The sequence below is a fragment of the Costertonia aggregata genome (assembly GCF_013402795.1).
Classification (GTDB): Bacteria; Bacteroidota; Bacteroidia; order Flavobacteriales; family Flavobacteriaceae; genus Costertonia; species Costertonia aggregata.
In genome coordinates this window covers 137,151-162,866 of record NZ_CP058595.1, presented here as the reverse complement: position 1 = coordinate 162,866, position 25,716 = coordinate 137,151, and the positions used below count along the sequence as shown (strand labels likewise).

The following is a 25,716-nucleotide window of genomic DNA, read 5'->3' as shown; positions in this document are numbered from 1 at the left end:
TTAGTTTATTAATGCCTTTTTTTAAATAGGGCCGATGAATTATTATGTTTAAAAATTAACAGATCGTTGATTACTTCACTTTCTCTAACAAGGCCATGTAAAATCCATCAAACCCACTTTTTGAAGCATAGATTTTATTTTCTTTTACCAAGGTGAACTCTTTTCCCTCATCAGATGATAAAAAGGACTTTACCTGATCGTTGTTCTCCTGGGGAAGAATAGAGCAGGTAGCATAGACCATTTTACCACCTGGTTTTACGATTTTACTGTAGTTGCGTATGATTTCTTTTTGGGTCTTGGTAATTCTTTCAAGAAAATCTGGCTGCATTTTCCATTTGGTGTCCGGATTTCTTCGAATAACACCTAGTCCGGTGCAAGGGGCGTCTATCAAAACCCTGTCTGCTGTGCCGTACAGTTTTTTGAACACTTTTGTAGAACTGATTTCCCTAGGCTCAATATTGTGTGCGCCATTTCTTCTTGCACGTCTTTTCAGCTCTTTTAATTTACTGTTGTAAATGTCCAAAGCGATCAATTGCCCCTTATTTTCCATGAGAGCCGCCATATGAAGCGATTTTCCTCCCGCTCCGGCACAAGTATCCACCACTCTTTGCCCTGGTTCTACGTCTAAAAATGCTGCGACTAATTGGGACGAGGCATCCTGTACCTCAAAAAAGCCTTTTTTGAAGGACTCCGTTACAAAAACGTTCGCCCTTTCCGGTAGACTCAAAGCCAAAGGATATCCTTTAATGGGTTCTACAACAATACCTTCATCCAGTAATACCCTTCGTAGTTTTTCTTTGGTGATCTTTAAAGTGTTGGTGCGAAGAATGACCTCTGCCGGCTCGTTAAGCTTTGCGATTTCGGCAGTCCATAGCTTAGCGCCTAACGACTTTTCGCAGAGCTCATCTATCCAGTCCGGTACGGCTTCCCTAAACTTTCTTATTTTTGAAAGTTCATCAAATTTCCCCTTGATACGTCTTTCGGGAGTGGGTTCCAGTTGTTTCCAATCGGGCAATGTTATTCCTTTTAAAACGGCCCAAACCGCCCACATTCGAAATAGGTCGGGTCTGCTGTATGGGGCTTTAACTTCTGCTATTTCGGTATATAATCTTTTGTATCGTACCATTTCATAGGTGGTTTCGGCAATAAAGCCTCGATCTCGTGAGCCCCATCTTTTATCGAACTTTAATACTTTTTGAACGACCTTGTCGGCATACTCCCCTTCATTAAATATCAAATTGAGTGCGTCTATAACGGCAAAAACCAAATTTCTGTGCAGTTTCATATATATAATGCTCCTAAAATTAAGGGTGCAAAGGTATTGTTTTAGAAGTGATTCCGTTTATTTTTGGGAAAATTTGTACCTATGCGATACTTCACTGTTATAATGATTTTGAGTTTAATGGTTTCCTGTAGCCCTGCCATCGAAAAAAAGCCATTTGCGTCGGTTGACATTGATGTACTTTATCAAGACTCATTGAGTATTCGCGCCATTGAAATTATGGGTAACAGCCTTGCTTTTGCAGCGAATAAGGGAACATTTGGCACTATCGATTTAAAAACCGGAAAGGTCAGGGCCAATATTGAAAAATACCATACCAGTATTCCTGAATTTAGGGCTATAGCACATACACCTACAGATTTTTTTATGCTCTCTGTGGCCAATCCCGCATTGTTATACAAAACAGGCGAGAGCGGTACAATGAAATTGGTATATATGGAGGAGAGCGATGCGGTTTTTTACGATGCGATGACTTTTTGGAACGATAGAGAAGGTATAGCCGTTGGCGACAGTATGAACGGTTGTATGAGTATCATCATAACACGTGACGGAGGCAGCACATGGGCCAAATTACCTTGCTCCAGATTGCCTGAAGGTATACAGGGGGAAGGTGCCTTTGCGGCCAGTAACACAAATATCAAAACGATTGGGAATAACACTTGGATAGGAACTACACAGCGAACGCTGTACTCCAAGGATAAGGGAAAAACCTGGAAGGCTTTTGATACGCCGATTCAAACCGAAGAGCCCACCCAAGGGATTTACTCCATTGATTTTTATAACGATAAGATAGGTGTAGTCATAGGTGGGGATTACACCAAACCTGAGAACACTATCGCCAATAAGGCAATTACCAAAGATGGCGGTAAAACATGGCGATTATTGGCCAATGGCAAAGCGCCAGGTTATAAAAGCTGCATTCGGTTTGTGCCCAATTCCAATGCTAAAGGCATAGTCGCTGTTGGTTTTACTGGAATCGTGTATTCCAGCAATATGGGGTACACATGGCAAGAGCTTTCCAACGAACCGTTTTATACAATTCGATTTCAAAACGACTCCGTTGCGTATGCTGCGGGAAAAAATAGAATCGCTAAATTGACTTTTAAGCCATAGGTGCATTCATTGTAAAATCAGTTTCCTCCCTTATTTTTTCGATATTGTTTGATCAACCTTCTTTTAAAGTCCTCTTCTGTTTTCATAAGAAGAATGGTTTTCTTTGCAGAAATAATGCCTTGCATTGTATTGATAAAGGATTTTTGCTCTTTGTGCTTGTTTTCCTGAAGCTGGTTGAATTTCTCGACAAGATCTTTTGCTTCTCTTTCCGTTATGCTATCCAGATTCTTTAACTTGGAACGTATTTCCATTCTTTCTGTTTTACGAAACGCATCCATTTTCTCCTCATGCGTATTGTAAACGGGCCAAAAGGCTTGGGCCTCCTTGCTGCCCAAATCCAAACGTTCAGTAATAAAGGCTACTTTAAGGGATTTTATTTTTTCCCTATTGGGCCTATTTTGGGCAAAAGATAGGGTTGTGGTCAATAAAAACAGGTATAAAAACAACTTACTCATTTTCAATCATATTAAGTTCTTCAAAATCATCAATATTTTCGTTCAAATATTCTAAAATATGATTCTCTTGAATTTGGTTTTGGATAATATCGCTTACCTCTAACTCATCTACAGGAATCATTTCTGCGATTTCGTAGGGAGACAGATCAAGTTCATGGGTGTCAAAATACGCTTCGATATCCGAATCGGCCAAATCTGTAAATGCAATGTTTTTATCGGTATTCATGTTCAATCCCAATACAAGAAGCATCATTGCCGCTATGGATGCTATTGCGATATAGTATTTTTTGAAGGGATGTAGTTGAACAACCTTGGTTTCGTTCTTCAACTTTTGGCCTATGTCGTTCCCTAGATTTTCAAAATAACCCTCGGGAACTTGAAATCCGTCATTTTTTGGAACGTTTGGTTCCTCTTGGACTAATTTATCCATCAAACGGGCCTGAAAACTATCAAAATAGCCTTTAGGTGTTTTGAACGGATTTTTTTTATCGATATTATTCATTCCAGTACTTTGACCATCAATGGTTCAAATAGTTTAGTTTTCTTTTAAATATCCCTCTATTTTTTTTACTGCTAAATGATAGGAAGCTTTTAAACCACCGACCGAAGTTTCCAAAATCTCGGATATTTCTTCATATTTCAATTCTTGATAGTATTTCATGTTGAAAACCAATTTCTGTTTTTCGGGAAGCGTTGCTATCGCTTTTTGAAGTTCTAATTGGATGGTATCGCCTTCAAAGTAGACATCGGCCTGTAGGTTGTTTACCATTCGCTCTTGATGATCTATATGGCTCACCCCAAGTTTTTTGGATTTTTGTTTTAAAAAACTCAGGGATTCGTTGGTCGCAATGCGATACATCCATGAGAAAAGCCTGCTCTCGCCCTTGAAGCTATTGATGTTCTTATATATTTTTATAAACGTGTTTTGCAATATATCATCGGTGTCGTTATGGTTCAAAACAATCCTGCGGATATGCCAGTACAAACGTTCTTTATAAGTGTTTACAAGCACTTCAAAAGCCTTTGCTTGGGTATCCTTGGACTTTAATTCTTGAATGAGGGTTTCCTCTGAAAACAATCCTATTTATTGTTTGATTTAACATTAAGACCATTAAATTACAAAAAGGTTTAATGTGATAAGGTTTATGGGCCTTTAAGCGCCCAAAGACTGCATTTCGACCAATTTTTTATAGGTGCCGTTTTTCGAAAGCAGTTTGGTATGAGATCCTTGCTCAACGATTTCACCTTTTTGTAGCACAACGATATTGTCCGCATTTTGTATGGTCGAAAGTCGGTGCGCAATAACGATTGAGGTTCTGTTTCGCATCATTTTTTCCAATGCGTCCTGTACCAAACGTTCGCTTTCGGTATCCAAGGCAGAGGTGGCTTCATCTAAAATCATGATGGGCGGATTTTTTAAAACTGCACGTGCAATCGATAGTCGCTGCTTTTGACCACCACTCAACTTATTGCCGCTATCGCCAATATTCGTATCGTAACCATCGGGTAATTGCATAATAAAATCATGGGCATTGGCTATTTTAGCTGCTTCGACAATTTCATCATCCGTTGCATTTTCTTTTCCCAGCCCAATGTTGTTTTTAACGGTATCGTTGAACAAGATCGAATCTTGGGTTACCAATCCCATAAGGCCACGCAGTGACTTTTTGGTCAGGTCTTTTATGTTGATACCATCTATTTTTATGGTACCCATGTTCACATCGTAAAAACGGGTAACCAAATTGGCAATGGTGCTTTTTCCACTACCGGATTGGCCCACCAAGGCAACGGTACTGCCTTTGGGTACTTGTAAATTAAAGTCTTTGAGTACGTATTCATCCTCGTATTTAAACGAAATTTTTTCCAAAGAGACACTCTTGTCAAACGTTGTTTTCTCAACAGCGTTTTCAATCTCTGAAATGGGATTCTCGGTTTCCAGGATTTCAAGAACCCGCTCAGCGGCTGCATTCCCTTTTTTAACACCATATGAAGCTTTGCTGATGGCTTTTGCAGGGGTCAGAATATTATAGGCCAAACCCATGTAGGCGATAAAAAGCTCTGGCTTTAATGTTTTTTCAACAAGAACCATGTTGCCACCGTACCAGAGAATCACCCCAATAGCGGCTATTCCAAAAAACTCACTGGTGGGCGAGGCCAAGTTTTGTCGGTTCAGCAGACTGTTGGAAAAATTATAAAATCGTTTTGTGGATTTTTGGAAGGTATTGGAAAACCTTGATTCTGCATTAAACGCCTTAATTACCCGTAAACCACCTAGTGTTTCTTCTAAAATTGATAAAAAATACCCTTGCTCTTTTTGAACTTTGTCTGATTTGCGTTTGAGCGATTTTCCTATGAGAGATATTAAAAATCCGGATATGGGCAAAAACAAAAACACGAACAGCGTAAGTTTAGGACTTATGGAAAGCATGGCTATTATGGTAAAGACGATTGTGAGCGGCTCCCTGATGATAAGTTCTAAAATCGATAAAAATGAATGTTGTATTTCAAGCACGTCGGATGTTATTCTGGCAATGGTATCTCCCTTTCTTTTTTCCGAGTAGTAGGATATCGGCAGCTCTACCGTTTTTTCATAGAGCTCATTTCTTAAGTCCTTCAATACCCCGTTCCTCAGGAACGTGATAAAGTACATGGCCAAATAGCTGAACAGGTTTTTCAAAAAAAACATGGAAATAACAAGGATGACCATAAAAAAAAGTGCGTCGTCATAGGAACCATCTTCTGTTTTTTGGGTTACAAAAAAGTTCAGATATTCCATTAAATACTCTTTTCCTTCAGAAATACCTTTCCAAATAGGCTCTTTGTAAACAGGTTCTGTTTGTTTGAACAAAACGGAAAGCATGGGGAACAATGATATCATTGCCAATGTCGCAAAAAGCGCATAACATATATTGGCAATAATATTTAGTATTGCAAATGCCTTGTAAGGTCTTGCAAAACGGATAATCTTCTTGAAATAGTTCATTAATCCAAATTAAGCTCGCTGAGGATGCTTTTGATTTTTGCATCTAGTTGAGTGGATACCTGATCGTAATTTTCAGCTTTATTTAAAGTAGTGTTCGTGCTGATATAAAACTTCACTTTGGGCTCAGTGCCACTGGGCCTTGCGGCAATACGTGTACCGTCTTCGGTTTCATATATCAACACATTGGATTTTGGGATATCAATGGATTTTTCCTCGCCTGTCAATACATTCTTCGCAATAGATGTATTGTAGTCCTCGATCCATTTTACTTTAGAGCCACCCACCGAGGCCACGGGATTATCTTTAAAATCTTTGAGCATTTGTTTGATTTCTTCCGCACCGCTCATTCCCTTTTTGGTTATGGACACCAAATATTCTTTGTAAAAACCGTATTCAACATAACAATCTATTAAATCTTTGTAGAAAGAGCTTCCGTTGGCTTTCGCCTGTGCGGCTATTTCACAAGCAAGCAATGTTGAAGTGACGGCATCTTTGTCACGAACAAAATCACCTACCATATAACCAAAGCTTTCCTCACCGCCACCTATGAACTGCGAATCGGGAAAATCCTTTATCATTTTACCTATCCATTTAAAGCCGGTAAGGGCGGTCTTGAATTCTACCGCATATGCTTTGGCCATGGCTTCCATCATAGGCGTGGAGACAATTGTGGTCGCTATGAACTCATTGCCGCTGAATCCCTTTTGCTTTTGTTTTTCCAATAAAAACTTGGTCATGAGCACCATGGCTTGGTTACCGTTTACGATTTCCATCTTTCCTTCAAGGTTACGTACTGCTATACCTAGACGATCGCTATCGGGATCCGTACCTACGACCATATCGGCACCCGTTTCTTCAGCCTTTTTAATGGCCATTGATAATGCCTCGGGCTCTTCGGGGTTGGGTGATTGTACGGTGGGGAAATTTCCGTCCGGTGTGGCCTGTTCCCCAATTACGGTTACGTTTTTATATCCGGCACGCCGTAATACTTCCGGAATGGCGGTTATAGATGTGCCGTGTAGCGAAGTAAAAACAATTTTGAAGTTGTCCTTGCCATCGGCACCAAAATTACCGTTCGCTACCGATGCTTCGATAAAGGCCTCATCAACTTCTTTATCGATTACTTTAATCAAATCTACATTGGCGTTAAATTTTATATCCTCAAAGGAAAGCGAATTTATTTCAGTGATAATCTCCCCATCTTGCGGCGGTACTATCTGTCCGCCATCGGTCCAATACACTTTATACCCATTGTATTCCGGTGGGTTATGTGATGCCGTTAAAACAATTCCCGCATGACAGTTTAGGTGACGAACCGCAAATGATAGTTCGGGTGTGGTACGCAACTCCGAAAATAAGCACACTTGAATGCCATTGGCAGAAAAAACCTCTGCTACTGTTCTCGCCAAGGTGTCACTGTTATGGCGACAATCAAAAGCAATGACAACTTTGATTTCTTCTCCCGAATATACTTTGTTCAGATAATTACTGAGGCCTTGGGTGCTTTTTCCCAAAGTATACTTGTTTATTCGGTTTGTACCAACGCCCATAATGCCTCGCATGCCACCGGTACCAAATTCCATGTTTTTATAGAAGCGGTCTTTGAGTTCTTCGGTATCGGTATTGATCAAATGCTGAATCTCTTTTTTTACGGCAGGGTCAAAAAAATCCGTAAGCCAACTTTTAGCGGTATCAAGGATGTTATCCATCAACTATAATTTTAAATATCAATTAAATTTACGAAGAATATTGGGTTTGTCCGGTTTCGGTATTTATTTCTTGTGATATTCTATACCGAGGTTCATTTTTTTTGGAACGTATCATGATTTCTCCCAAGAACCCTGCTAAAAACAGTTGTGTCCCTATCACCATAGAAGTGAGTGCGATGTAAAACTGGGGCCTGTCTGTAATCAATCTCCCAAACCGATTGATAAACAGTTTATCCATACCCAAATACAATGCTAAGCCAAAGCCTATTATGAACATTAAAACACCCAGGGCACCGAATAAATGCATAGGCCGCTTTCCAAATTTGGACACGAACCATATGGTCAGCAGATCCAAAAAACCGTTAATAAACCTTTCCATGCCAAATTTTGTTTTGCCATACTTACGGGCCTGGTGTTGTACTACTTTTTCGCCTATCTTGTGAAAGCCTGCGTTCTTGGCCAACACAGGGATATATCTGTGCATTTCGCCAGATACCTCAATGGTTTTTGCCACTTTTTTATCAAATGCCTTCAGTCCGCAATTAAAGTCATGTAGTTTTACGCCCGAAGTTTTCCGTGCGGCCCAATTGAACAACTTGGATGGCATATTTTTGGACAGAACGGAATCGTAACGTTTCTTTTTCCACCCGGAAATTAAATCAAACCCCTTTTTTTCAATAAGATCGTACAATTCTGGAATTTCCTCGGGGTTGTCCTGCAAATCGGCATCCATGGTAATGATAACATCGCCCTTAGCTGTCTTGAAACCGGCATGCAAGGCCTGTGATTTTCCGAAGTTACGGTGAAATCGAATTCCTTTTACGTTGGGGTTTGCTTGTGAGAGCTCTGTAATAACGTTCCATGAATCGTCTGTACTACCATCATCAATAAACAGAATCTCGTACGAAAAATGATTGGATTGCATCACCGATACAATCCAATCGTGGAGTTCTTTAAGGGATTCTTCTTCGTTAAGTAAAGGTATTACTACCGATATGTTCATATTGTACCACTGAAAACTTTTTCAAAAGTACAAATTAGTTGATGTTTTCCGTTCTTTTGAGAATCAAACCTGTTATCAATGATAAAATAAGCCCTAGGACTACACTGAATATCAACCCGAACGCAGTTTGCATTCCGGGAGAGGAAAACTTTTTGACCATTTCCATTTGGGCATCAATTTGTTCGCCAGTAAGATTGGTCGTTTCCTCAAGTGTTTCTCTTTGAAAGGTCATGGCCTTCGTCAACATATCGGGATCTATGACATTTGCCATTACCTGATTGAATGCAATACCGATAATACCACCGATTAGGCAGACGCCCACTCCTATTTTCATCGCCTGTCCCAAAGATAAAAAACCATTATTGGCTTTTTTAAACTGTAACATAGCAAGTACTATTGCAACGGTTGTTAAGACAATTGAAACTAGACCGACCATCCAACCACCTTGATAGTGCATATCCAATGAAAAAAGCATTAAAGCGAATACAATGCTTACACCACCCAATAAAACCCCAAAATTAAGGGCGTATTTACCGGTTTTAGGTTGATTTTCTTCCATGATTATTTAGTTTTAAGGTTATTGCCCAGTTAGTTGACAAAACATTGGTTTTGTTACAAAATATAGGTGCAATTTTTCTAAAAATACACAGGTTCGTTTTTTTTAGTGTTTTTTGAGTTGATTAAATTGTATAGTTGCAAGAAATTATTAAATTTGCAGGCTTAAATTCAAGTACCTGTTGGAATGGGTGCGCTAAAATAAAAGTAATGAAAAAAGATATACATCCAGATAATTACAGATTGGTAGCTTTTAAAGACATGTCAAACGACGATGTTTTTATCACCAAATCTACTGCAAATACCAAAGAGACTTTAGAGTTTGATGGTGTTGAATATCCTTTGATAAAATTGGAAATTTCAAGAACTTCCCATCCTTTTTACACTGGTAAATCCAAATTAATAGATACGGCCGGGCGTATAGATAAGTTTAAGAGCAAATATCAAAAATTTAAAAAGCCAGCTCCTGCAAAAGAGGCCGAGGCTAAAAAAGAAGAATAATTTTCTTCGTGAATGTTTGAAAAGTTATGCGCCCCTGATGAAAGTCCGGGGCGTTATTTTTTAACTTTAGTCCTAAAACTATTTTGATGAATTATATTCTTTCCGATGGTGATGTTCGTGAGGCACTACTGCCTTTTACGTTCACCCGGCCCGTATGTGAAATACGAATTGGTATTATGACGATTCGGGAAAAATGGGAAAAACATCTAAATGCATCCATCAGCTTTAAAACTGAAGAGTATCTTTCTGAAAAGTTCCCTATAAAAGTCGGGGTAAAGAATATAGTCATTAATTCATCTTATTTGCCTACTAAACAATTGGCTGAATCCGTAAGCGCACTACAGGACAATGAAGCCATTGCAGTAGATGGTAAGGTAGTGGCTTATTATACCGAAAGCCCAAAAAGTGATTTTGAGATTTCAGGGTACAACGTTAAAGAGCACAAAGAAGAATCAATTTTGACCCTATGTAAAACTTGGGATATCTTTTCTAAAAACGGAGAGGCATTAAAGGCCGATTTTGATTTTATTACCGCAAATAGAAAAAGTGCCTCGATATCCGGCACCAATCATTTGATTTGTCCTGAAAATATTTTTTTGGAAGAAGGCGCTAAAGTCGAGTACAGTATTTTAAATGCGACCGAAGGGCCAATTTACATTGGTAAAGATGCCGAAATATGGGAAGGTAGTTTAATACGTGGCAGTTTGGCTTTGTGCAATAACGCTATCATCAAAATGGGCGGAAAACTGTATGGCCCAACTACCATTGGGCCGCACAGTAAAGTATGCGGAGAGGTAAGCAATACGGTTATTTTTGGCTACTCGAGCAAAGGTCATGAGGGGTATTTAGGCAATGCCGTTTTGGGGGAATGGTGCAATATTGGAGCAGATTCCAACAACTCTAACCTTAAAAATAACTATGCAAAGGTGCGTTTATGGAATTACGCCACCGAAAAATTTGAACAAACGGGGCTACAATTTTGTGGTTTAATGATGGGAGACCATAGTAAAACGGCAATCAACACCATGTTCAACACGGGAACGGTCATTGGTGTAAATTCAAACATATATGTTCCCGGTTTTCCACGTAATTTTGTACCAAGTTTTAGTTGGGGTGGAGCATCCGGTTTTACAACTTACACCACTAATAAAGCTTTTGACGCCGCTAGAGTGATGATGGCCAGAAGGGGAGTGAAGTTTGATGAAAAAGAGGCCCATATTCTGGAGCATGTTTTTGAAATCACCAAAAAATGGAGAAGTTATTAATATTGGTAAACCTACTACATTGAAAAAAAAGGTCGCATTCTACACGCTGGGCTGTAAGCTTAATTTTTCGGAAACCTCTACGATAGCACGACAGGTTCAGGATGAAGGTTTTGAACGTGTGGATTTTTCCCAATATGCCGATATGTACGTTATAAATACATGTTCGGTGACCGAGAATGCCGATAAGCGATTCAAAACCATAGTAAAACAGGCCCAAAAGGTAAACCCCGATGCTTTTGTTGCAGCCATTGGTTGTTATGCACAATTAAAGCCAGAAGAATTAGTGGCGGTAGACGGTGTAGATTTAGTTTTGGGCGCTACCGAGAAGTTTAACCTTAAGGAATATGTGAACGATGTATTCAATCACCCCACCAAAATCAGAGGCGGCGGAGAAGTACATTCCTGTGAAATCCAAGAAGCCGATTTTTATGTGGGCAGTTACGCTATTGGTGATAGAACCCGCGCCTTTTTAAAAGTGCAGGACGGGTGTGATTATAAATGCACATATTGTACAATCCCACTGGCAAGGGGCATATCTAGGAGCGATACTTTGGAGAACGTTCTCAAGAATGCCGCTGAAATATCCGCGCAGGGTATAAAAGAGATTGTTCTTACCGGAGTCAATATCGGGGATTACGGAAAAGGTGAGTTTGGCAATAAAAAACACGAACATACATTTTTGGACCTAGTAAGGGCTTTGGACAAGGTAGATGGTATACAGAGGCTTCGTATTTCGTCCATCGAACCCAACTTGCTCAAAAATGAAACTATTGATTTCGTATCCCAAAGCAACTCCTTTGTCCCCCATTTTCATATTCCCTTGCAAAGTGGCTCGGATGACATTTTAAAATTGATGAAGCGCAGGTACATGAGCGATCTTTATGTAGATAGGGTAAAACGTATCAAGGAAACCATGCCACATGCGTGTATAGGTGTTGATGTCATTGTTGGTTTTCCCGGCGAGACCGACGAGCATTTTTTGGAAACCTATTATTTTTTGAATGCTCTTGATATTTCTTATTTGCATGTATTTACGTATTCTGAACGTGATAATACCAAAGCTGCTTCAATGAAAAATCCCGTTCCCAAAAATATTCGCAGCAAACGTAGCAAAATGCTTCGGGGACTATCCGTAAAAAAGAGAAGGGCTTTTTATGAAAGCCAGCTAGGTAGCAAAAGAACCGTACTGTTCGAGAGCGAAAACAAAGAGGGTTACATTCATGGGTTTACCGAGAATTACGTCAAAGTCAAGGCACCTTGGAATCCAGAATTGGTGAATACCTTGAACCAGGTGGAACTAACTAAAATTGATGAAGATGGTCTGGTGCGGTTTGAATTCGTGAAAAAGCCGGTCGAAGCGTAAGGGCTTTGATAATGATCGGTCATAAAAAAGCCTCTCGAAGAAGAGAGGCTCTGTTTTTGTTAGATTCTAATACCCACGGGCAACATCTCTTTGTATTGCCTGTTTTTTCTTAAAAATCCTGCAATTTGTGGACTGGTGGGTACAACCCTAAGATTTTTGTCCTGTATTTCATGAAGAACAGCTTTGATAAAACCTTCTTTAAAACCTTCGTCCGTAATTTCTTCGGGGATAACGAGCTTGGTCAAGAAAACTTTACGTTCTTGTGAAGAATACTCGATCTTGGCTAAATGTCCATCAACCTTAGTTTCAAATTGGCGCAAGAAACTATTGTCCTTAATTACTACTTCATTCATATAGTTTGATTTAAATTGGTCCTAGACAAAAAAATTACGATGTTTTGATCGTAATTCCACGCTTTGAAAGCCTGAAGGAATAATATCAGTATGTACTGATATATTTAACATTCAGATAACAAAAGTAGCAAAAAAATACCTAATTTCCTATTCTTTAATACCACTTGATATTTATGCCGAATGTAAAAATTCATGTTTACTTTATGCCCGGTATGGCAGCTAACACCAGTATATTTGAGCATATAAACCTACCTACGGAACAATTTGAAACTCATTTTTTGGACTGGACCATACCAAAAAGGGGTATTGGCATTGAGCAATACGCCGAAGAAATGTGTAAGAACATCGTTCATGAAAACCCTGTGCTTATTGGTGTTTCTTTTGGTGGTATTCTTGTACAGGAAATGGCGAAATTGATTCCTGTTCGTAAGCTTATTATTGTGTCTAGCATAAAAACCAAAACCGAACTGCCCAAACGCATGTTATTTGCGAGATATACCAAAGTTCACAAACTTTTGCCTACGGGGATTGTCAATAATGTTGAATTGTTGGCGAAGTATGCCTTTGGGGAAACAGTTACCAAACGTTTACGGCTTTATGAAAAATATTTGTCCATTCGCGATAAATACTACATAGATTGGTGCATTGATCAATTGGTAAACTGGAAACAAACAAAATACCCGAAAAATCTGGTACATATACAAGGTGAGCAAGATGCTGTTTTTCCAATAAATAATATCGAAGCCTGTACAAAGGTTAAAAAAGGCACGCATACCATGATAATTCATAGGGCCAAATGGTTTAATGAGCATCTGCCCACAATTATTTTGGAATAAGCGAGTTGTAATAGTAACTTTGGATAACGTTTAAAGAAAATAAGATGAAGGTTTTAAAGAATATTTTAATGATTTTGGGTGTTTTTTTTGTGGTAAGTACGTTGATATTTGCCGTACAGGAAACCACAGTTGAACCAGATGCTCAAAAAGATGTTGTAAAGAACGATGTTGATAAAAACGTTTCCGAAGGATACAAAATTTCTGCGATTGATATACCAGAGGATTTAAATTTTGCCGGAGAAATAGTTCCACAAGAAGACCCTGAAATTATGGAACGGGTAGATAGGGAATTTTTGGTCAACACCTATTGGCAATCCAATGCCCTTTTATTGATGAAGCGTGCGAACAAATATTTTCCCATTATAGAACCCATTTTGGCTAAAAATGGAATTCCCGATGATTTTAAGTATTTGGCAGTTGCTGAAAGCGGACTTACCAATGTGGTCTCACCTGCGGGAGCTACAGGTTTTTGGCAGATTATGAAGGGTACAGGTCGCGAATATGGGCTAGAGGTCAATGATAATGTAGATGAACGCTACCATCTTGAAAAGTCTACCGAAGTAGCTTGTAAATATTTGAACAAATGGAAAAAGCGATATGGTAATTGGACCTTGACTGCTGCGGCTTACAATGCTGGTCCCGGAGCCATAAACAAATACCTTGGCATACAAAAAGTAGACAATTACTATGATCTTTTACTGGGTCAGGAGACGGGTAGATATGTTTTCCGCATCATGGCGATAAAAGAAATCTTGTCCAACCCCGAAAAATATGGTTTCGATATTCAAAAGGATGATATGTACTCTGCCGTTCCAACGTTCAAGGTAGAAATAGATGAACCCATAACCAGTTTTACTGATTTTGCACAGCAGTACGAAATTAATTACAAGATCCTTAAGCGCCACAATCCTTGGCTACGCGAACCGCATTTGAATAATAGCTCTAGAAAAAAGTATACTATTGAAATCCCGAATAAAGGCTATTACAGAGAATCAAAATGATTTGCCCGGTTTGTTTAAGAGAAGGTAGATCATATGTTGATATGTTGTATAATGAAAATGTTTTTAACGCCTAAATCTTTTTCATTTGCTGTTTCATCATTTTGATCTGTTCGGTAAGCATATTGTTTTTGTCCAATTTACTGGCTTCGCTTAAAAGCATGGTCGCTTCCCTTTTTCTTCTTTTTTGCATGGCTATTCCTGCAAGGCTCAATTTGGCCATGGCAACGTCATAGTCCATGGTGAGCCCTAATTTTAAAGCTTTTTTGAAATATTTTTCGGCTTGGGTCAGGTTTTTTTGCGAAAAAATGATACCGTGTAGGTAATTGTAATAGCCCTGTTGTTTTTTTATCAAGGCCGCTTGGGGATTTTTGATTTTGGACAACCATTTTTGCGTACCGTCCATATCTTGTTTGCGCATACGTAAAAACGCCAAAAGAATAATCTCGTTCCTAAAGTACAGGAAGATAAATATCAGCGAAAGAAAAATCAAAGCTATCCCGTTTCCAATATTTTCTTCAATAAATTGATACACTGCGTAACCAATAATAAAGGCCGCTATAATCAGTTTAAAATTTTTATTGAACATGTTTTATCGATTAATTAATTCGTAGGTGATTTTTGAATCTATAGTTGTGGGTATTTCTTGATCACCCATTTGGGCCATGGTCGAAACACCTTTGGAAGTTCCGCTTACGACCATACTTTTCACAAAACCGGAAGCTAAATTCGTTACTATTGATGTGTTTTGGGAACCACTGAGTTTCATGGTCGTTGCAGGTTCGGTAACATCCATGGTTATTGTAGCAACTCCGGAAATTTTAGCGTTTTCCCCAGTAAGTTCATCTAAAGTCCATGTGTTTTCGGCTTTCAGCTTTCCCGAGTAAACGTTTTTCCAAGAATCCCCTTCCTTGATTTCTTTTTCAGGATATATAAATGTCATTTGCTCGTAGCTATTGGACAAGGCTTCGGAGCCAAATTCTTTTTCCAGGGATTTCTTCATCATATTCAAAGAGAATTCATCTTCGAGTCCGGAAGCTTTCGCCATCTTATTGACCAAGCTGTCGCCTCCTTTTACATTTAGGATATCCCCTGTTTTGGAAAGTGCTATTTGTACAGGAATGTCCAATAGGCTATTGAATATTTTGGATTGCATATCGCCTTCTTTTACTTCTTTGGCATTAACGTTCATAAGTTCCCCCTGAATGCTCGAAGTCATTTTAAGGTTCAAGTCCTTAAAAGTTAGCGAAATGGTATATCCATTTTCGTTGACCTGGGTAACCATAAAAGCTAAAATCCCGTTTATATCGTTGGTAATGGTATGGGCCGCACCATCAAGCTCTTGTGTAATGATCTGTTGGGCATTTTGCTTTATTTCAAAAACATCACTCTCTTTTAGATTATACTGTAGCACCGTTTGTCCAAAGCCGAAGAATGAACAAAGTAGTAATATGGTAAACTGAAAAAAATATTTCATGGTATTCTATGGGATTGCGATTAGGCGATGCAAAAGTAATAAAACTAAGGCGAATTATAAGACGTGCAGTATATCAATGCTACTGGAAAAATATATAAATTATCTCAACACTTTTCATTTGAAATATCGCCATCGGCAAACAGTAAAAACTTTACAATTATTTTTGGCATTGAATTTGGCAAAGCAAAAACTCTTTGTATATTTGCGCCCAGTTTTACATAACCTGTTCATAGGTTATTCTATTGGACAAAAAGAACGTATTAAATATATAGGCGATGAGTAAAAGAACATTTCAACCATCTAAAAGGAAAAGAAAAAACAAGCACGGTTTCCGTGAACGTATGGCTTCCGTAAATGGAAGAAAAGTTCTTGCCAGAAGAAGAGCTAAAGGTAGAAAAAAACTTACCGTATCCTCTGAGCCACGTCACAAAAAATAATGACTGTAGATAACTTTTTAATAAAGGTGCTGCTTTTTTAAGTTCAGCACCTTTTTTTTGTCCTAATTTTGAGAAATTTTGTAAACGAGAAACGTTATTTAGAATGCCGAAAAGAAAAGATTTAAACTCGATTTTGATTATTGGCTCAGGTCCTATTGTAATTGGGCAGGCCTGTGAATTTGATTATGCTGGTTCCCAGTCTTTACGTTCTTTGCGCGAAGATGGTATAGAGACTATTCTCATCAATAGTAATCCCGCCACTATTATGACAGACCCCTCAATGGCCGACCATGTATATTTAAAGCCATTGAATACAAAATCGATTATAGAAATCTTGAAGGAGCATCCGCAGATCGATGCCGTATTACCAACAATGGGTGGTCAAACGGCATTGAACCTATGTATTGAGGCAGATAAAAAAGGAATTTGGGAGGATTTCGGCGTACAAATGATCGGTGTTGATATCGATGCCATAAATATCACCGAAGACCGTGAAAAGTTTCGTGAACTCATGCTCAAAATAGGTGTGGGTATGGCACCACAAGCCACGGCGACTTCTTTTCTAAAAGGGAAAGAGATAGCCCAGGAATTTGGTTTTCCATTGGTCATAAGAGCGTCGTATACATTGGGCGGTGCCGGTGCCTCGATAGTGCACAAGCCTGAGGATTTTGATGCCCTGCTCAGCCATGGGTTGGAAATCTCTCCCATTCACGAAGTAATGATCGATAAGGCCCTGATGGGTTGGAAGGAATATGAACTGGAACTATTACGCGATAAAAACGATAATGTAGTCATCATCTGTGCCATAGAGAATATGGACCCGATGGGCATTCACACAGGAGATTCCATAACGGTGGCACCAGCGATGACCTTGTCCGATAAAACGTACCAAAAAATGCGTGATATGGCCATTCACATGATGCGTAGTATCGGTGATTTTGAAGGGGGCTGTAATGTACAGTTTGCTGTGAGTCCAGATGAGAATGAGGATATTATAGCTATAGAGATAAATCCAAGGGTCTCCAGGTCTTCAGCGCTTGCTTCAAAAGCAACGGGTTACCCTATAGCCAAGGTCGCTACGAAACTGGCCATAGGTTATTCCCTCGACGAGTTGGAAAATCAGATTACAAAATCGACATCGGCACTTTTTGAGCCTATGCTGGATTACGTTATCGTAAAAATACCGCGATGGAACTTTGACAAGTTCGAAGGTTCGGACCGTACTTTGGGCTTGCAGATGAAGGCCGTGGGCGAAGTTATGGGTATTGGGCGGTCATTCCAAGAAGCATTGCACAAAGCCACGCAGTCATTGGAAATCAAACGAAACGGTTTAGGGGCAGACGGCAAGGGATATAAGGACTATGACCAAATCATCAGCAAGTTGACCATTCCCAGTTGGGACAGGGTTTTTGTGATTTACGATGCCATACAAATGGGAATTCCACTGAGCAGGATTTTCGAGATTACGAAAATCGATATGTGGTTCTTAAAACAGTATGAAGAATTGTACCATTTGGAAAAGGAAATCTCCAAATACACCATCGCCAGCCTTACCAAAGATTTATTGCTCGAAGCCAAACAAAAAGGCTTCGCCGATAGGCAGATAGCCCATATGTTGGATTGTTATGAAAGTGAAGTGTACAACAAGCGAACTGAGCTGAATATAAACCGAGTCTATAAATTGGTGGACACTTGCGCTGCTGAGTTCAAGGCGATGACTCCCTATTATTATTCCACTTTTGAAGCTGAAATTGAAAAACCGGACGGAACGCGCTACGTCGAAAACGATAGTGTGGTCACTGATAAAAAGAAAATTGTTGTTCTGGGTTCTGGCCCCAACCGAATAGGGCAAGGTATTGAATTTGATTATTGTTGTGTACACGGGGTTCTGGCAGCGGCAGAGTGCGGGTACGAAACCATTATGATCAACTGTAACCCTGAAACGGTTTCGACCGATTTCGATACGGCGGACAAGCTATATTTTGAACCCGTTTTTTGGGAGCACATCTATGATATTATCCGTCATGAAAAACCGGAAGGTGTGATTGTTCAATTGGGCGGGCAAACAGCCTTGAAACTAGCCGAAAAATTATCCAAATACGGTATCAAAATTATTGGTACCAGTTTTGAATCATTGGATTTGGCAGAAGATAGGGGTAGTTTTTCGGAACTGTTGAAAGAAAACGATATTCCTTTTCCACGCTTTGGAGTGGCCGAAACCGCAGATGAGGCCCTACAACTGGCAGACGAGTTAGATTTTCCCCTTTTGGTGAGACCTTCTTATGTTTTGGGTGGCCAAGGGATGAAAATCGTTATCAATAAGGAAGAGTTGGAAGAGCATGTAGTTGACCTTCTTCGTAAAATACCGAACAATAAACTATTGTTGGACCATTACTTGGACGGTGCCATCGAAGCTGAGGCCGATGCCATTTGCGATGGTAAAGATGTATACATTATCGGCATAATGGAACACATAGAGCCATGCGGTATTCATTCCGGGGATTCCAATGCCACTTTGCCTCCTTTTAATCTGGGAGAATTCGTGATGCAACAAATTAAGGACCATACCAAAAAAATTGCTTTGGCTTTAAATACTGTAGGTCTTATCAATATTCAGTTTGCCATTAAAGATGACATGGTATATATCATTGAGGCCAATCCAAGGGCATCACGTACTGTACCATTTATAGCAAAAGCCTACAAGGAGCCTTATGTAAATTATGCCACAAAGGTAATGTTGGGTGAAAAGAAGGTGAAAGATTTTGATTTTAAACCAGAACTGGATGGTTACGCCATAAAACAACCTGTATTTTCATTCAATAAATTCCCGAACGTAAACAAGAACTTGGGTCCTGAAATGAAAAGTACCGGGGAGAGCATATTATTTATAGATAGTTTAAAAGATGATGATTTTTACAATCTATATGCACGTAGAAAGATGTATTTGAGCAAGTAGTCAAGACTCATCTGAAAATTAGAACAGCCTCCTGAATATTCGGAGGCTTTTTTTATAATTTATACTAATCTAAACTCTTACAAAAACATAACCTCGTCGTGTTTTTCTATAGTGTTTTCCGTTCCAGAAATAGTATCGTTTGCCCTTTACCCTAACAATTTTATAATTTGCCGGTCTATTCTTTACTATGGTAACGTTGGCAGGTACAGATGTTACTACTCGTCTGGCACAAGATGAAAAACCGCACATAAGAACAATCATAAGAAAAACAAGTAACTTTTTCATAATCTAAATTTTATGTTTTTGATTGGACTATGAAAAATTGAAATGGTTTAATTAAACCAAACGGCATAGCGTTTTCTACGTAATTCCAAAGCCAAGGTTTTCTCCATTTTTAAAGCTTCAGCCCTTGTGGGCATGGGCAAAATATGGTTATATAGGCTTCCCCTCAGGTAAAGTCCATATTTTTTAACAATGTTTGACGAAAGATTATGCCCCTTTTTGCTTAATGTTCCTTTTTTGTGCTGCTTAAAACGTTCAACAGGTGTTTTACTGGTCATGCCCACGTATAAACATTCCAAAACACCATTAAACTGGGGGTTGACCTCTCTGAATTTTCTATGCTCTGTAAATACTTTTTTTGAAAGCTCTACGACGTATACTCGATATTGGGTTTTAGACATCAAGTTGTAATCTAATTAGTGAAATAAAAAAGAGAAGCATGTAGAAACATGATATATAGGATAATGTAATTTAATTAGCCAAAATGCGATTAAGGGGACTTGTATAGATTATAGATTATCAAAGTGCTTTTCATTCAAAATCTTCATTCAATATTTCGTAATCATATAGATAAAACCGCTTAGAGGGTTCGCTAAATGTCCAATACTCATCTATGTTATATATATTTTTACCGTCGGTATCTTGTTTAAAGATTTTCAAGACTTCATTGGATTCACTTACAATGTAAATGGAGTCAAATTCAATCAAAGACGGTTCTAGAAAGCCTCCCGTTGTTGACATACCTTCTCTAAACAAAAGCGTTTCATCAGACGTAATTCGTATGGTCTCACTTGTCCCGGTAGATGTCACAAATTGTATCGATAGGTTTTGCGATGTTGAATTTTTGATATTGGCATCCATAGAGGATACAGGGTCACAACTTACCAATATAAAAACAATAGGTATGATCAATATAGCTTTTTTCATTTCACGTTTCTTTTAGTGATAACAATCTGATTGTAAAAAAACCCTAACAGTTAATAGTTATTTTATTGTTAAATACGAAAAGCGAACATTAAATCATCTTTGATGTATCCTACGAATACGAATCATTGCAAATGACTTTTTGAATTGATCATTCCCACTCCGTATGAAAAATACCCTCTCTATCCATACGTTCATAGGTATGCGAGCCAAAATAGTCGCGCTGCGCCTGTATCACATTTAAGGGCAATCGGGTAGAGGTATAGGCATCAAAATACGTGAGGGAGTTTGACAGTCCCGGTAACGGAATTCCGTTGACCGCGCCATAAGAAACCAATTTACGGGCGGCGTTGACCGTACTCTGCACTTTTTCAACAAATGTCGGGGAAAGCAGTAAATTGGGTAAATTATTGTCTGCTTGAAAGGCTTGTGCAATATCGGCCAATAACCCGGCACGAATAATACAACCGGCACGCCATATTTTAGCAATAACGGCAATGTCAAGTTCGTAACCATATTCTTTTGAGGCATCAGCCAACTGGTGCAAACCCTGGGCATAGGTTATGATAAAGGAAAAATATAGGGATTCTTCGGCCAGTCTTTCTAATTTTTCCTTGTCCATACATTCAACGGTTGGACGTTCGTACAGTTGGTCCGCCGTAATGCGTTCTTGTTTCAATGCCGATATTTCTCGCATACTTACGGCAATATCGATAGATGGAACAGGTATACCTAAATCCATGGCATTTTGGCTGGTCCATTTGCCTGTACCCTTTTGTTTGGCCTTGTCCAAAATCTTATCCACCAATCTACCATCGCCCAAATCATCTTTTTGTTGAAAAATCTTAGAGGTTATTTCTACCAAAAAGGATTGTAAACGCCCAGCGTTCCATTTGGCATACGTAGCATGCAGCTCATCATTGGTCAAATTACCTCCTTTTTTTAGTACGTCATAAATTTCGGAAGTCAATTGCATCAAGCCGTATTCAATACCGTTATGTACCATTTTCACGTAATTTCCGGCAGATTTTGGACCTAAGTAGGCTACACAGGGCTCCCCTTCATATTTTGCCGAAACAGCTTCAAAGATTGGTTTTACATGCCGGTAGGCTTCCCTATTGCCGCCAGGCATGATGCTAGGCCCTTTTCGTGCACCTTTGGCACCACCGGAAACGCCCGCACCAAAAAAATTGATTCCTTTTTTGGACAAATAGGCTTCGCGCCTGTCGGTATCGGTATAAAAAGAATTTCCACCATCAATGATAATATCGCCCTCGTCCAAATTGGGGAGTAGGTTTTCGATAACGATGTCCACCACTTTTCCTGCAGGGACCAATAGCATTATCTTTCTTGGGGTTGAGAGTGCATCCAAAAAGATTTTGGCATCGGTGGTCGCGTTCACTTTTTTGGGATTCCCGCCTTCTTTGATCAAGGCATCTACTTTTTCCGTATCCAAATCATTTCCAAAAGCTGTAAACCCATTATCCGCGACATTAAGAATAAAATTACGGCCCATAACGCCCAATCCTACTAATCCAAAATCGTATTTATGCTCCATATTTGTTTCTTGTTTTTATATTACCGTACAAAAGACTTTTTAATCTATTTGTTTGCTATGGTTGAACGAATCAAAACCGGTTCGATCAAAAATAAACGAAATTATTCAGATGGGTGATTAACTTACGGTAAACTCATTGCTATTGCCTTTTCTTTTCGATACATTTAGCTTTCGAAAAGCCATTAAGAATGTCGAATTCAAAAAAGGCACATTCGTTCCATATAATTGAATAAATGTATCTGTCAATGGATTTAAGATTCAAGAAATAAATAACCTATGAACAAGACAGAAAATCAGATGCTTATAATTTTTGGGGCATCCGGAGATTTAACGGCCCGAAAATTGATCCCAGCTATTTTTGATTTGGCCAAGGGTGGACATCTCCCCGAAAATTTCGTGGTACTGGGTGCCAGTCGCAGTGATTGGACCGACGATGAGTTTCGTAAAAACGTGGTCACTGAAAGCAAACATTTAGCAAACCATGTTGATGGCCCAACAAAAAAAGTGATGCAGGATTTCTGTGACCGCCTTTTTTATCACGAATTGAGCTCCGATCAAGACTCTGACTACAGTCCATTAAAAAAACGTATTGATGCCCTCGATAACGAATATGGAACAGGAGGGAACTTTATTTTTTATCTATCTACGCCACCATCTGCCTATGAGCCTATTGCCAAAAGCTTGTACGAACAAGGATTGCATGCTGAGACCAACGGTTGGCGTAGGCTCATTGTGGAAAAACCTTTTGGATACAGTCTCAAAACGGCCAAAGCATTGAACCAAGCCCTGCAACAATACTTCAAGGAACCACAAATATTTAGAATAGACCATTATTTGGGTAAAGAAACAGTGCAAAATTTACTGGTGACCCGTTTTGCCAACAGTATTTTTGAACCCTTATGGAATAGAAATTATATACATCATGTAGAGATTACCAATGCTGAAAGTGGCGGAGTGGAAAAGCGAGGGGGGTATTATGACAAGTCTGGAGCGTTGCGAGATATGTTCCAAAGCCATTTGCTGCAAATTGTAGCTTTTATCATTATGGAACCCCCTTTGAACGCAAACGCAGAAGAAATACGCAACGAAAAATTAAAGGCATTGAAATCCCTAAGAATCATGAACGATGAGGAAACGCTTCATAAAAATACGATTAGGGCACAATACATTTCTTCAATTATAGATGGTAAAAAAGTAAAGGGATATCGAGAAGAAGAGAATGTTGACCCAAATTCTACAACGGAAACCTTTGCCGCTCTAAAGTTTTTTGTAGATAACTGGCGTTGGGCCGATGTACCTTTTTATGTGCGTACCGCCAAGCGTATGCCGACCAAGGTGACCGAAGTGGTCATACATTTTAAGACACCGCACCATCAAATTTTTAAGGATTCCGGTTTGCAGAACAAGGATAACAAATTGATTATTAGAATTCAGCCTGATGAAGGTATATTGATAAAGTTTGGTGTAAAAGTACCTGGGCAGGGTTTCAAGGTAGAGCGTGCCAACCTAGATTTTTATTATTCAAGTTTGGTTGAAAACAATATAATGGAAGCTTACGAAAGATTATTGTTGGATGCTATGCAGGGCGATGCAACGTTGTATGCCCGTGCCGATGAAGTAGAAGCCGCATGGGAATTCGTAGATCCCATATTGAACTATTGGGCAACATCCGATGCTAAGGTATACGGTTATTCGGCGGGTGTATGGGGCCCTAAAAATGCAGATGACCTCATTGATGGTTTGGGAATGTGGCGTAATCCCAGCAAAAATTTAGCCGATGATGCCGGTTTTTGTGTTATTTGTTAATTGTTAGGTGTTTTGCGAGTATATCAAATATTCGTTTCGCACCGTTATATGATGCGGAGAAAAAAAGTAAAGGATGAATATCGAAATATAGGATTACCGTGAAACATATGATAAAGTTTTAAAAACGCTTAGGAAAAAGCAATATTCAAAAAGTTGAGAGCATGAAAATAAAGGTCTACAAAGACAAAGAACAGGTGGCAGATGAATTTTCAAAATACCTATTTGATTATGCTTCCGAAAGAGATATAACCCATATAGCACTTTCTGGCGGGAGTACCCCAAAAATTGTTTTTGATAAACTGGCTTCTGATTATGCCGACAAAATGGATTGGCAGAAGATTCATTTTTATTGGGGCGATGAGCGTTGCGTGCCACCGACCGACAATGATAGTAATTATAAGATGACCGCCGAGCACCTATTGTCCAAAATTGATATCCCATCAGAAAACATACATCGTATCAAAGGCGAGAAGGTTCCTGTATATGAAGCCGATAGGTATTCAGCTGTATTAAAGGAAAACCTACCCGAAATAAATGCAATACCTCAATTTGATTTGGTGATTTTAGGTATGGGAGACGACGGTCATACCGCCTCTATTTTTCCACATGAAATACATTTATGGGATTCACAACGGTTATGTGAAGTAGCAACACATCCCGATTCTGGCCAAAATAGGGTAAGCATTACCGGCAAGTTGATAAATAACGCCAAAAGCGTTGTATTTTTGGTTACAGGAGCAAGTAAAGCAAGCAAAATCACCGAAATAATAGGAAGGCAAAAAGATTTTGAAAAGTATCCGGCCACTTTGGTCAGACCAACATCGGGCCGTCTGTTATGGTTTTTAGATGATTCAGCGGCCAAAGGAATCGCCTAAATCTCTATCTTAATGTTTTCTTCTTTTAATTCGTGTAGAAATTCATCGATATTAAAATTACTGGAATCGAATTTTGTATCGCGTTGAAAAGCGGCTTCTTTCCTGAATTTACTTCGGCTAAAGCGTCGTACACCTTGTGTGTCGTTGACCAATAGTCCGGGAATTGGTACGTTATTTCCGTTTTCATCTTTGGCTACCATGGTAAAGTAGGACGAATTACAGTGTTTTTTCTTTCCCGTAGTAATATTTTCGGATTCTACGCGAACGCCAACGACCATAGAAGTTCTCCCCGTATAGTTCATTGAGGCTTTTAAGGTGACCAATTCCCCAACTTCAACTGGGTGCAGAAAGTCCACACGATTTACCGAGGCAGTCACACAATATCTTTGTGAGTGTTTTGAGGCACAGGCAAAAGCGATTTGGTCCATCAGGTTTAGTATGTGGCCCCCATGTACCTTGCCTCCAAAATTAGAGTGGGAGGGGAGCATGAGTTCGGTTATGGAAACTCGTGATTCTTTTACGCTTTTATACTTGTTCATTATTTTCTAAAATGTGGGGATTGCTCTGGTTCAACTTTAGTGATAAAATATTTGGTGTCGCCTAACCAAAAGAAGGTAGCGTAACGTTCGGTATAATCTACTTTAACATATTGTCCTTGATATTCCTTGAGCTTTTCTATGACCTCCTTATCCTTGTCCAAAACCGAAAATGAAAATATCTGCGCCCCGGAAATGCCTTGGCTTATTTCACCTTCCCAAGTTTTGGCAACTACACCTTTTCTACTGATTTTTATCAACTCGCCTGAGCGTACTCCCTCACTGTAAGGTACAAAATAGATAAAGGCATAGTACAAAGCCAAAAGGGCGATACACCCGCCAATAAACAAGAACAATATTTTTTTCACTTTCTATGTTTTTTCTGTGCACTGTAATTTAAGGTACATTGCAATAATTAGTAGAGTATTGGATGTTATACGTGCTACATA

27 protein-coding genes are annotated in these 25,716 nt (G+C 39.2%); 10 read left to right on the top strand and 17 right to left on the bottom strand.

Annotation, left to right across the window (positions count from 1 at the left end; translation table 11 throughout):
- Positions 1–70 precede the first annotated feature (70 nt).
- A complete protein-coding gene (locus HYG79_RS00815) occupies positions 71–1,285 on the bottom strand; it encodes an RsmB/NOP family class I SAM-dependent RNA methyltransferase (protein WP_179240283.1) in 1,215 nt (404 codons plus the stop codon).
- 81 nt (positions 1,286–1,366) lie between these two features.
- On the opposite strand from HYG79_RS00815, the gene HYG79_RS00810 reads away from it, so the two are divergent.
- On the top strand, positions 1,367–2,395 hold the full coding sequence (locus tag HYG79_RS00810; RefSeq protein WP_179240282.1) for a WD40/YVTN/BNR-like repeat-containing protein: 1,029 nt from the start codon (positions 1,367–1,369) through the stop codon (positions 2,393–2,395).
- A gap of 17 nt (positions 2,396–2,412) precedes the next feature.
- Here the strand turns inward: HYG79_RS00810 and HYG79_RS00805 are convergent, their stop codons facing one another.
- From HYG79_RS00805 to HYG79_RS00775, 7 genes are all read right to left on the bottom strand, one after another.
- Positions 2,413–2,850, bottom strand: coding sequence for a hypothetical protein (locus tag HYG79_RS00805; protein ID WP_179240281.1), 438 nt, complete (start codon positions 2,848–2,850; stop codon positions 2,413–2,415).
- A complete protein-coding gene (locus HYG79_RS00800; protein ID WP_179240280.1) occupies positions 2,843–3,352 on the bottom strand; it encodes a hypothetical protein in 510 nt (169 codons plus the stop codon). The genes HYG79_RS00805 and HYG79_RS00800 overlap by 8 nt, the downstream gene beginning before the upstream one ends.
- Before the next feature lie 33 nt (positions 3,353–3,385).
- A complete protein-coding gene (locus HYG79_RS00795) occupies positions 3,386–3,928 on the bottom strand; it encodes an RNA polymerase sigma factor (RefSeq protein WP_179240279.1) in 543 nt (180 codons plus the stop codon).
- Positions 3,929–4,003: 75 nt separating this feature from the next.
- Positions 4,004–5,833 (bottom strand): ABC transporter ATP-binding protein, encoded by a 1,830-nt coding sequence (locus HYG79_RS00790; protein WP_179240278.1) that lies wholly within the window; start codon positions 5,831–5,833, stop codon positions 4,004–4,006.
- Entirely contained in the window at positions 5,833–7,542 is a 1,710-nt protein-coding gene (locus HYG79_RS00785) for a phospho-sugar mutase (protein WP_179240277.1), read from the bottom strand. The genes HYG79_RS00790 and HYG79_RS00785 overlap by 1 nt, the downstream gene beginning before the upstream one ends.
- 28 nt (positions 7,543–7,570) lie before the next feature.
- On the bottom strand, positions 7,571–8,545 hold the full coding sequence (locus HYG79_RS00780) for a glycosyltransferase family 2 protein (RefSeq protein ID WP_179240276.1): 975 nt from the start codon (positions 8,543–8,545) through the stop codon (positions 7,571–7,573).
- A gap of 34 nt (positions 8,546–8,579) precedes the next feature.
- A complete protein-coding gene (locus HYG79_RS00775; RefSeq protein ID WP_179240275.1) occupies positions 8,580–9,104 on the bottom strand; it encodes a DUF4199 domain-containing protein in 525 nt (174 codons plus the stop codon).
- 206 nt (positions 9,105–9,310) lie between these two features.
- On the opposite strand from HYG79_RS00775, the gene HYG79_RS00770 reads away from it, so the two are divergent.
- From HYG79_RS00770 to mtaB, 3 genes are all read left to right on the top strand, one after another.
- Positions 9,311–9,601 carry a type B 50S ribosomal protein L31 gene (locus HYG79_RS00770; protein WP_179240274.1) on the top strand — a complete coding sequence of 97 codons (291 nt, stop codon included), beginning with the start codon at positions 9,311–9,313 and terminating at the stop codon, positions 9,599–9,601.
- Positions 9,602–9,687: 86 nt separating this feature from the next.
- Complete coding sequence (locus HYG79_RS00765) at positions 9,688–10,866, top strand: GlmU family protein (RefSeq protein WP_179240273.1); 1,179 nt, start codon at positions 9,688–9,690, stop codon at positions 10,864–10,866.
- Between the two features lie 19 nt (positions 10,867–10,885).
- Positions 10,886–12,229 (top strand): tRNA (N(6)-L-threonylcarbamoyladenosine(37)-C(2))-methylthiotransferase MtaB, encoded by a 1,344-nt coding sequence (gene mtaB, locus HYG79_RS00760; RefSeq protein WP_228027907.1) that lies wholly within the window; start codon positions 10,886–10,888, stop codon positions 12,227–12,229.
- 59 nt (positions 12,230–12,288) lie between these two features.
- Here the strand turns inward: mtaB and HYG79_RS00755 are convergent, their stop codons facing one another.
- Positions 12,289–12,582, bottom strand: coding sequence for a GNAT family N-acetyltransferase (locus HYG79_RS00755; RefSeq protein WP_179240271.1), 294 nt, complete (start codon positions 12,580–12,582; stop codon positions 12,289–12,291).
- A gap of 173 nt (positions 12,583–12,755) precedes the next feature.
- On the opposite strand from HYG79_RS00755, the gene HYG79_RS00750 reads away from it, so the two are divergent.
- Both HYG79_RS00750 and HYG79_RS00745 read left to right on the top strand, forming a co-directional pair.
- Positions 12,756–13,418 (top strand): alpha/beta hydrolase family protein, encoded by a 663-nt coding sequence (locus tag HYG79_RS00750; RefSeq protein ID WP_179240270.1) that lies wholly within the window; start codon positions 12,756–12,758, stop codon positions 13,416–13,418.
- A 44-nt stretch (positions 13,419–13,462) separates the two neighbouring features.
- A complete protein-coding gene (locus HYG79_RS00745) occupies positions 13,463–14,419 on the top strand; it encodes a lytic transglycosylase domain-containing protein (RefSeq protein ID WP_179240269.1) in 957 nt (318 codons plus the stop codon).
- Positions 14,420–14,489: 70 nt separating this feature from the next.
- Here the strand turns inward: HYG79_RS00745 and HYG79_RS00740 are convergent, their stop codons facing one another.
- Complete coding sequence (locus HYG79_RS00740; RefSeq protein WP_179240268.1) at positions 14,490–15,005, bottom strand: DUF2892 domain-containing protein; 516 nt, start codon at positions 15,003–15,005, stop codon at positions 14,490–14,492.
- Positions 15,006–15,008: 3 nt separating this feature from the next.
- A complete protein-coding gene (locus tag HYG79_RS00735) occupies positions 15,009–15,893 on the bottom strand; it encodes a DUF6263 family protein (RefSeq protein ID WP_179240267.1) in 885 nt (294 codons plus the stop codon).
- Between the two features lie 275 nt (positions 15,894–16,168).
- Here HYG79_RS00735 and rpmH point away from each other — a divergent pair, with 275 nt between their 5' ends.
- Both rpmH and carB read left to right on the top strand, forming a co-directional pair.
- Positions 16,169–16,330, top strand: a complete 162-nt coding sequence (gene rpmH / locus HYG79_RS00730; protein WP_084696363.1) for a 50S ribosomal protein L34 — start codon at positions 16,169–16,171, stop codon at positions 16,328–16,330.
- Positions 16,331–16,433: 103 nt separating this feature from the next.
- On the top strand, positions 16,434–19,286 hold the full coding sequence (gene carB / locus HYG79_RS00725; protein WP_179240266.1) for a carbamoyl-phosphate synthase large subunit: 2,853 nt from the start codon (positions 16,434–16,436) through the stop codon (positions 19,284–19,286).
- 69 nt (positions 19,287–19,355) lie between these two features.
- Here the strand turns inward: carB and HYG79_RS00720 are convergent, their stop codons facing one another.
- The 4 genes from HYG79_RS00720 to gndA all read right to left on the bottom strand — a co-directional run bounded on the left by HYG79_RS00720 (position 19,356) and on the right by gndA (position 22,050).
- On the bottom strand, positions 19,356–19,571 hold the full coding sequence (locus HYG79_RS00720; RefSeq protein ID WP_228027906.1) for a DUF6515 family protein: 216 nt from the start codon (positions 19,569–19,571) through the stop codon (positions 19,356–19,358).
- A gap of 47 nt (positions 19,572–19,618) precedes the next feature.
- A complete protein-coding gene (locus HYG79_RS00715) occupies positions 19,619–19,969 on the bottom strand; it encodes a ribose-5-phosphate isomerase (protein WP_179240265.1) in 351 nt (116 codons plus the stop codon).
- Between the two features lie 130 nt (positions 19,970–20,099).
- On the bottom strand, positions 20,100–20,495 hold the full coding sequence (locus tag HYG79_RS00710; RefSeq protein WP_179240264.1) for a hypothetical protein: 396 nt from the start codon (positions 20,493–20,495) through the stop codon (positions 20,100–20,102).
- Between the two features lie 148 nt (positions 20,496–20,643).
- Positions 20,644–22,050 carry an NADP-dependent phosphogluconate dehydrogenase gene (gndA, locus tag HYG79_RS00705; RefSeq protein ID WP_179240263.1) on the bottom strand — a complete coding sequence of 469 codons (1,407 nt, stop codon included), beginning with the start codon at positions 22,048–22,050 and terminating at the stop codon, positions 20,644–20,646.
- 276 nt (positions 22,051–22,326) lie between these two features.
- On the opposite strand from gndA, the gene zwf reads away from it, so the two are divergent.
- Together zwf and pgl are read left to right on the top strand one after the other, a co-directional pair.
- Positions 22,327–23,856 carry a glucose-6-phosphate dehydrogenase gene (gene zwf, locus HYG79_RS00700; RefSeq protein ID WP_179240262.1) on the top strand — a complete coding sequence of 510 codons (1,530 nt, stop codon included), beginning with the start codon at positions 22,327–22,329 and terminating at the stop codon, positions 23,854–23,856.
- 161 nt (positions 23,857–24,017) lie between these two features.
- Positions 24,018–24,731 carry a 6-phosphogluconolactonase gene (gene pgl, locus HYG79_RS00695; protein ID WP_179240261.1) on the top strand — a complete coding sequence of 238 codons (714 nt, stop codon included), beginning with the start codon at positions 24,018–24,020 and terminating at the stop codon, positions 24,729–24,731.
- On the opposite strand, the gene HYG79_RS00690 is transcribed toward pgl, so the two are convergent.
- Positions 24,728–25,270: an acyl-CoA thioesterase gene (locus tag HYG79_RS00690; protein WP_179240260.1), complete on the bottom strand. Its 543-nt coding sequence runs from the start codon at positions 25,268–25,270 to the stop codon at positions 24,728–24,730. The genes pgl and HYG79_RS00690 overlap by 4 nt on opposite strands.
- Entirely contained in the window at positions 25,270–25,635 is a 366-nt protein-coding gene (locus HYG79_RS00685; protein ID WP_179240259.1) for a 6-phosphogluconate dehydrogenase, read from the bottom strand. The genes HYG79_RS00690 and HYG79_RS00685 overlap by 1 nt, the downstream gene beginning before the upstream one ends.
- Positions 25,636–25,716: the final 81 nt, after the last annotated feature.

Excerpts from the sequence above, each read along its gene's own strand:
- HYG79_RS00790 (WP_179240278.1), bottom strand. The coding sequence starts at position 5,833 with ATGAACTATTTCAAGAAGATTATCCGTTTTGCAAGACCTTACAAGGCA.
- pgl (WP_179240261.1), top strand. The coding sequence starts at position 24,018 with ATGAAAATAAAGGTCTACAAAGACAAAGAACAGGTGGCAGATGAATTT.
- HYG79_RS00765 (WP_179240273.1), top strand. The coding sequence starts at position 9,688 with ATGAATTATATTCTTTCCGATGGTGATGTTCGTGAGGCACTACTGCCT.
- HYG79_RS00740 (WP_179240268.1), bottom strand. The coding sequence starts at position 15,005 with ATGTTCAATAAAAATTTTAAACTGATTATAGCGGCCTTTATTATTGGT.
- HYG79_RS00745 (WP_179240269.1), top strand. The coding sequence starts at position 13,463 with ATGAAGGTTTTAAAGAATATTTTAATGATTTTGGGTGTTTTTTTTGTG.
- carB (WP_179240266.1), top strand. The coding sequence starts at position 16,434 with ATGCCGAAAAGAAAAGATTTAAACTCGATTTTGATTATTGGCTCAGGT.
- HYG79_RS00810 (WP_179240282.1), top strand. The coding sequence starts at position 1,367 with ATGCGATACTTCACTGTTATAATGATTTTGAGTTTAATGGTTTCCTGT.
- rpmH (WP_084696363.1), top strand. The coding sequence starts at position 16,169 with ATGAGTAAAAGAACATTTCAACCATCTAAAAGGAAAAGAAAAAACAAG.
- HYG79_RS00755 (WP_179240271.1), bottom strand. The coding sequence starts at position 12,582 with ATGAATGAAGTAGTAATTAAGGACAATAGTTTCTTGCGCCAATTTGAA.
- HYG79_RS00735 (WP_179240267.1), bottom strand. The coding sequence starts at position 15,893 with ATGAAATATTTTTTTCAGTTTACCATATTACTACTTTGTTCATTCTTC.
- gndA (WP_179240263.1), bottom strand. The coding sequence starts at position 22,050 with ATGGAGCATAAATACGATTTTGGATTAGTAGGATTGGGCGTTATGGGC.
- HYG79_RS00715 (WP_179240265.1), bottom strand. The coding sequence starts at position 19,969 with ATGTCTAAAACCCAATATCGAGTATACGTCGTAGAGCTTTCAAAAAAA.
- HYG79_RS00815 (WP_179240283.1), bottom strand. The coding sequence starts at position 1,285 with ATGAAACTGCACAGAAATTTGGTTTTTGCCGTTATAGACGCACTCAAT.
- zwf (WP_179240262.1), top strand. The coding sequence starts at position 22,327 with ATGAACAAGACAGAAAATCAGATGCTTATAATTTTTGGGGCATCCGGA.
- HYG79_RS00720 (WP_228027906.1), bottom strand. The coding sequence starts at position 19,571 with ATGAAAAAGTTACTTGTTTTTCTTATGATTGTTCTTATGTGCGGTTTT.
- HYG79_RS00770 (WP_179240274.1), top strand. The coding sequence starts at position 9,311 with ATGAAAAAAGATATACATCCAGATAATTACAGATTGGTAGCTTTTAAA.
- HYG79_RS00690 (WP_179240260.1), bottom strand. The coding sequence starts at position 25,270 with ATGAACAAGTATAAAAGCGTAAAAGAATCACGAGTTTCCATAACCGAA.
- HYG79_RS00780 (WP_179240276.1), bottom strand. The coding sequence starts at position 8,545 with ATGAACATATCGGTAGTAATACCTTTACTTAACGAAGAAGAATCCCTT.
- HYG79_RS00800 (WP_179240280.1), bottom strand. The coding sequence starts at position 3,352 with ATGAATAATATCGATAAAAAAAATCCGTTCAAAACACCTAAAGGCTAT.
- HYG79_RS00775 (WP_179240275.1), bottom strand. The coding sequence starts at position 9,104 with ATGGAAGAAAATCAACCTAAAACCGGTAAATACGCCCTTAATTTTGGG.
- HYG79_RS00750 (WP_179240270.1), top strand. The coding sequence starts at position 12,756 with ATGCCGAATGTAAAAATTCATGTTTACTTTATGCCCGGTATGGCAGCT.
- HYG79_RS00710 (WP_179240264.1), bottom strand. The coding sequence starts at position 20,495 with ATGAAAAAAGCTATATTGATCATACCTATTGTTTTTATATTGGTAAGT.
- HYG79_RS00785 (WP_179240277.1), bottom strand. The coding sequence starts at position 7,542 with ATGGATAACATCCTTGATACCGCTAAAAGTTGGCTTACGGATTTTTTT.
- HYG79_RS00805 (WP_179240281.1), bottom strand. The coding sequence starts at position 2,850 with ATGAGTAAGTTGTTTTTATACCTGTTTTTATTGACCACAACCCTATCT.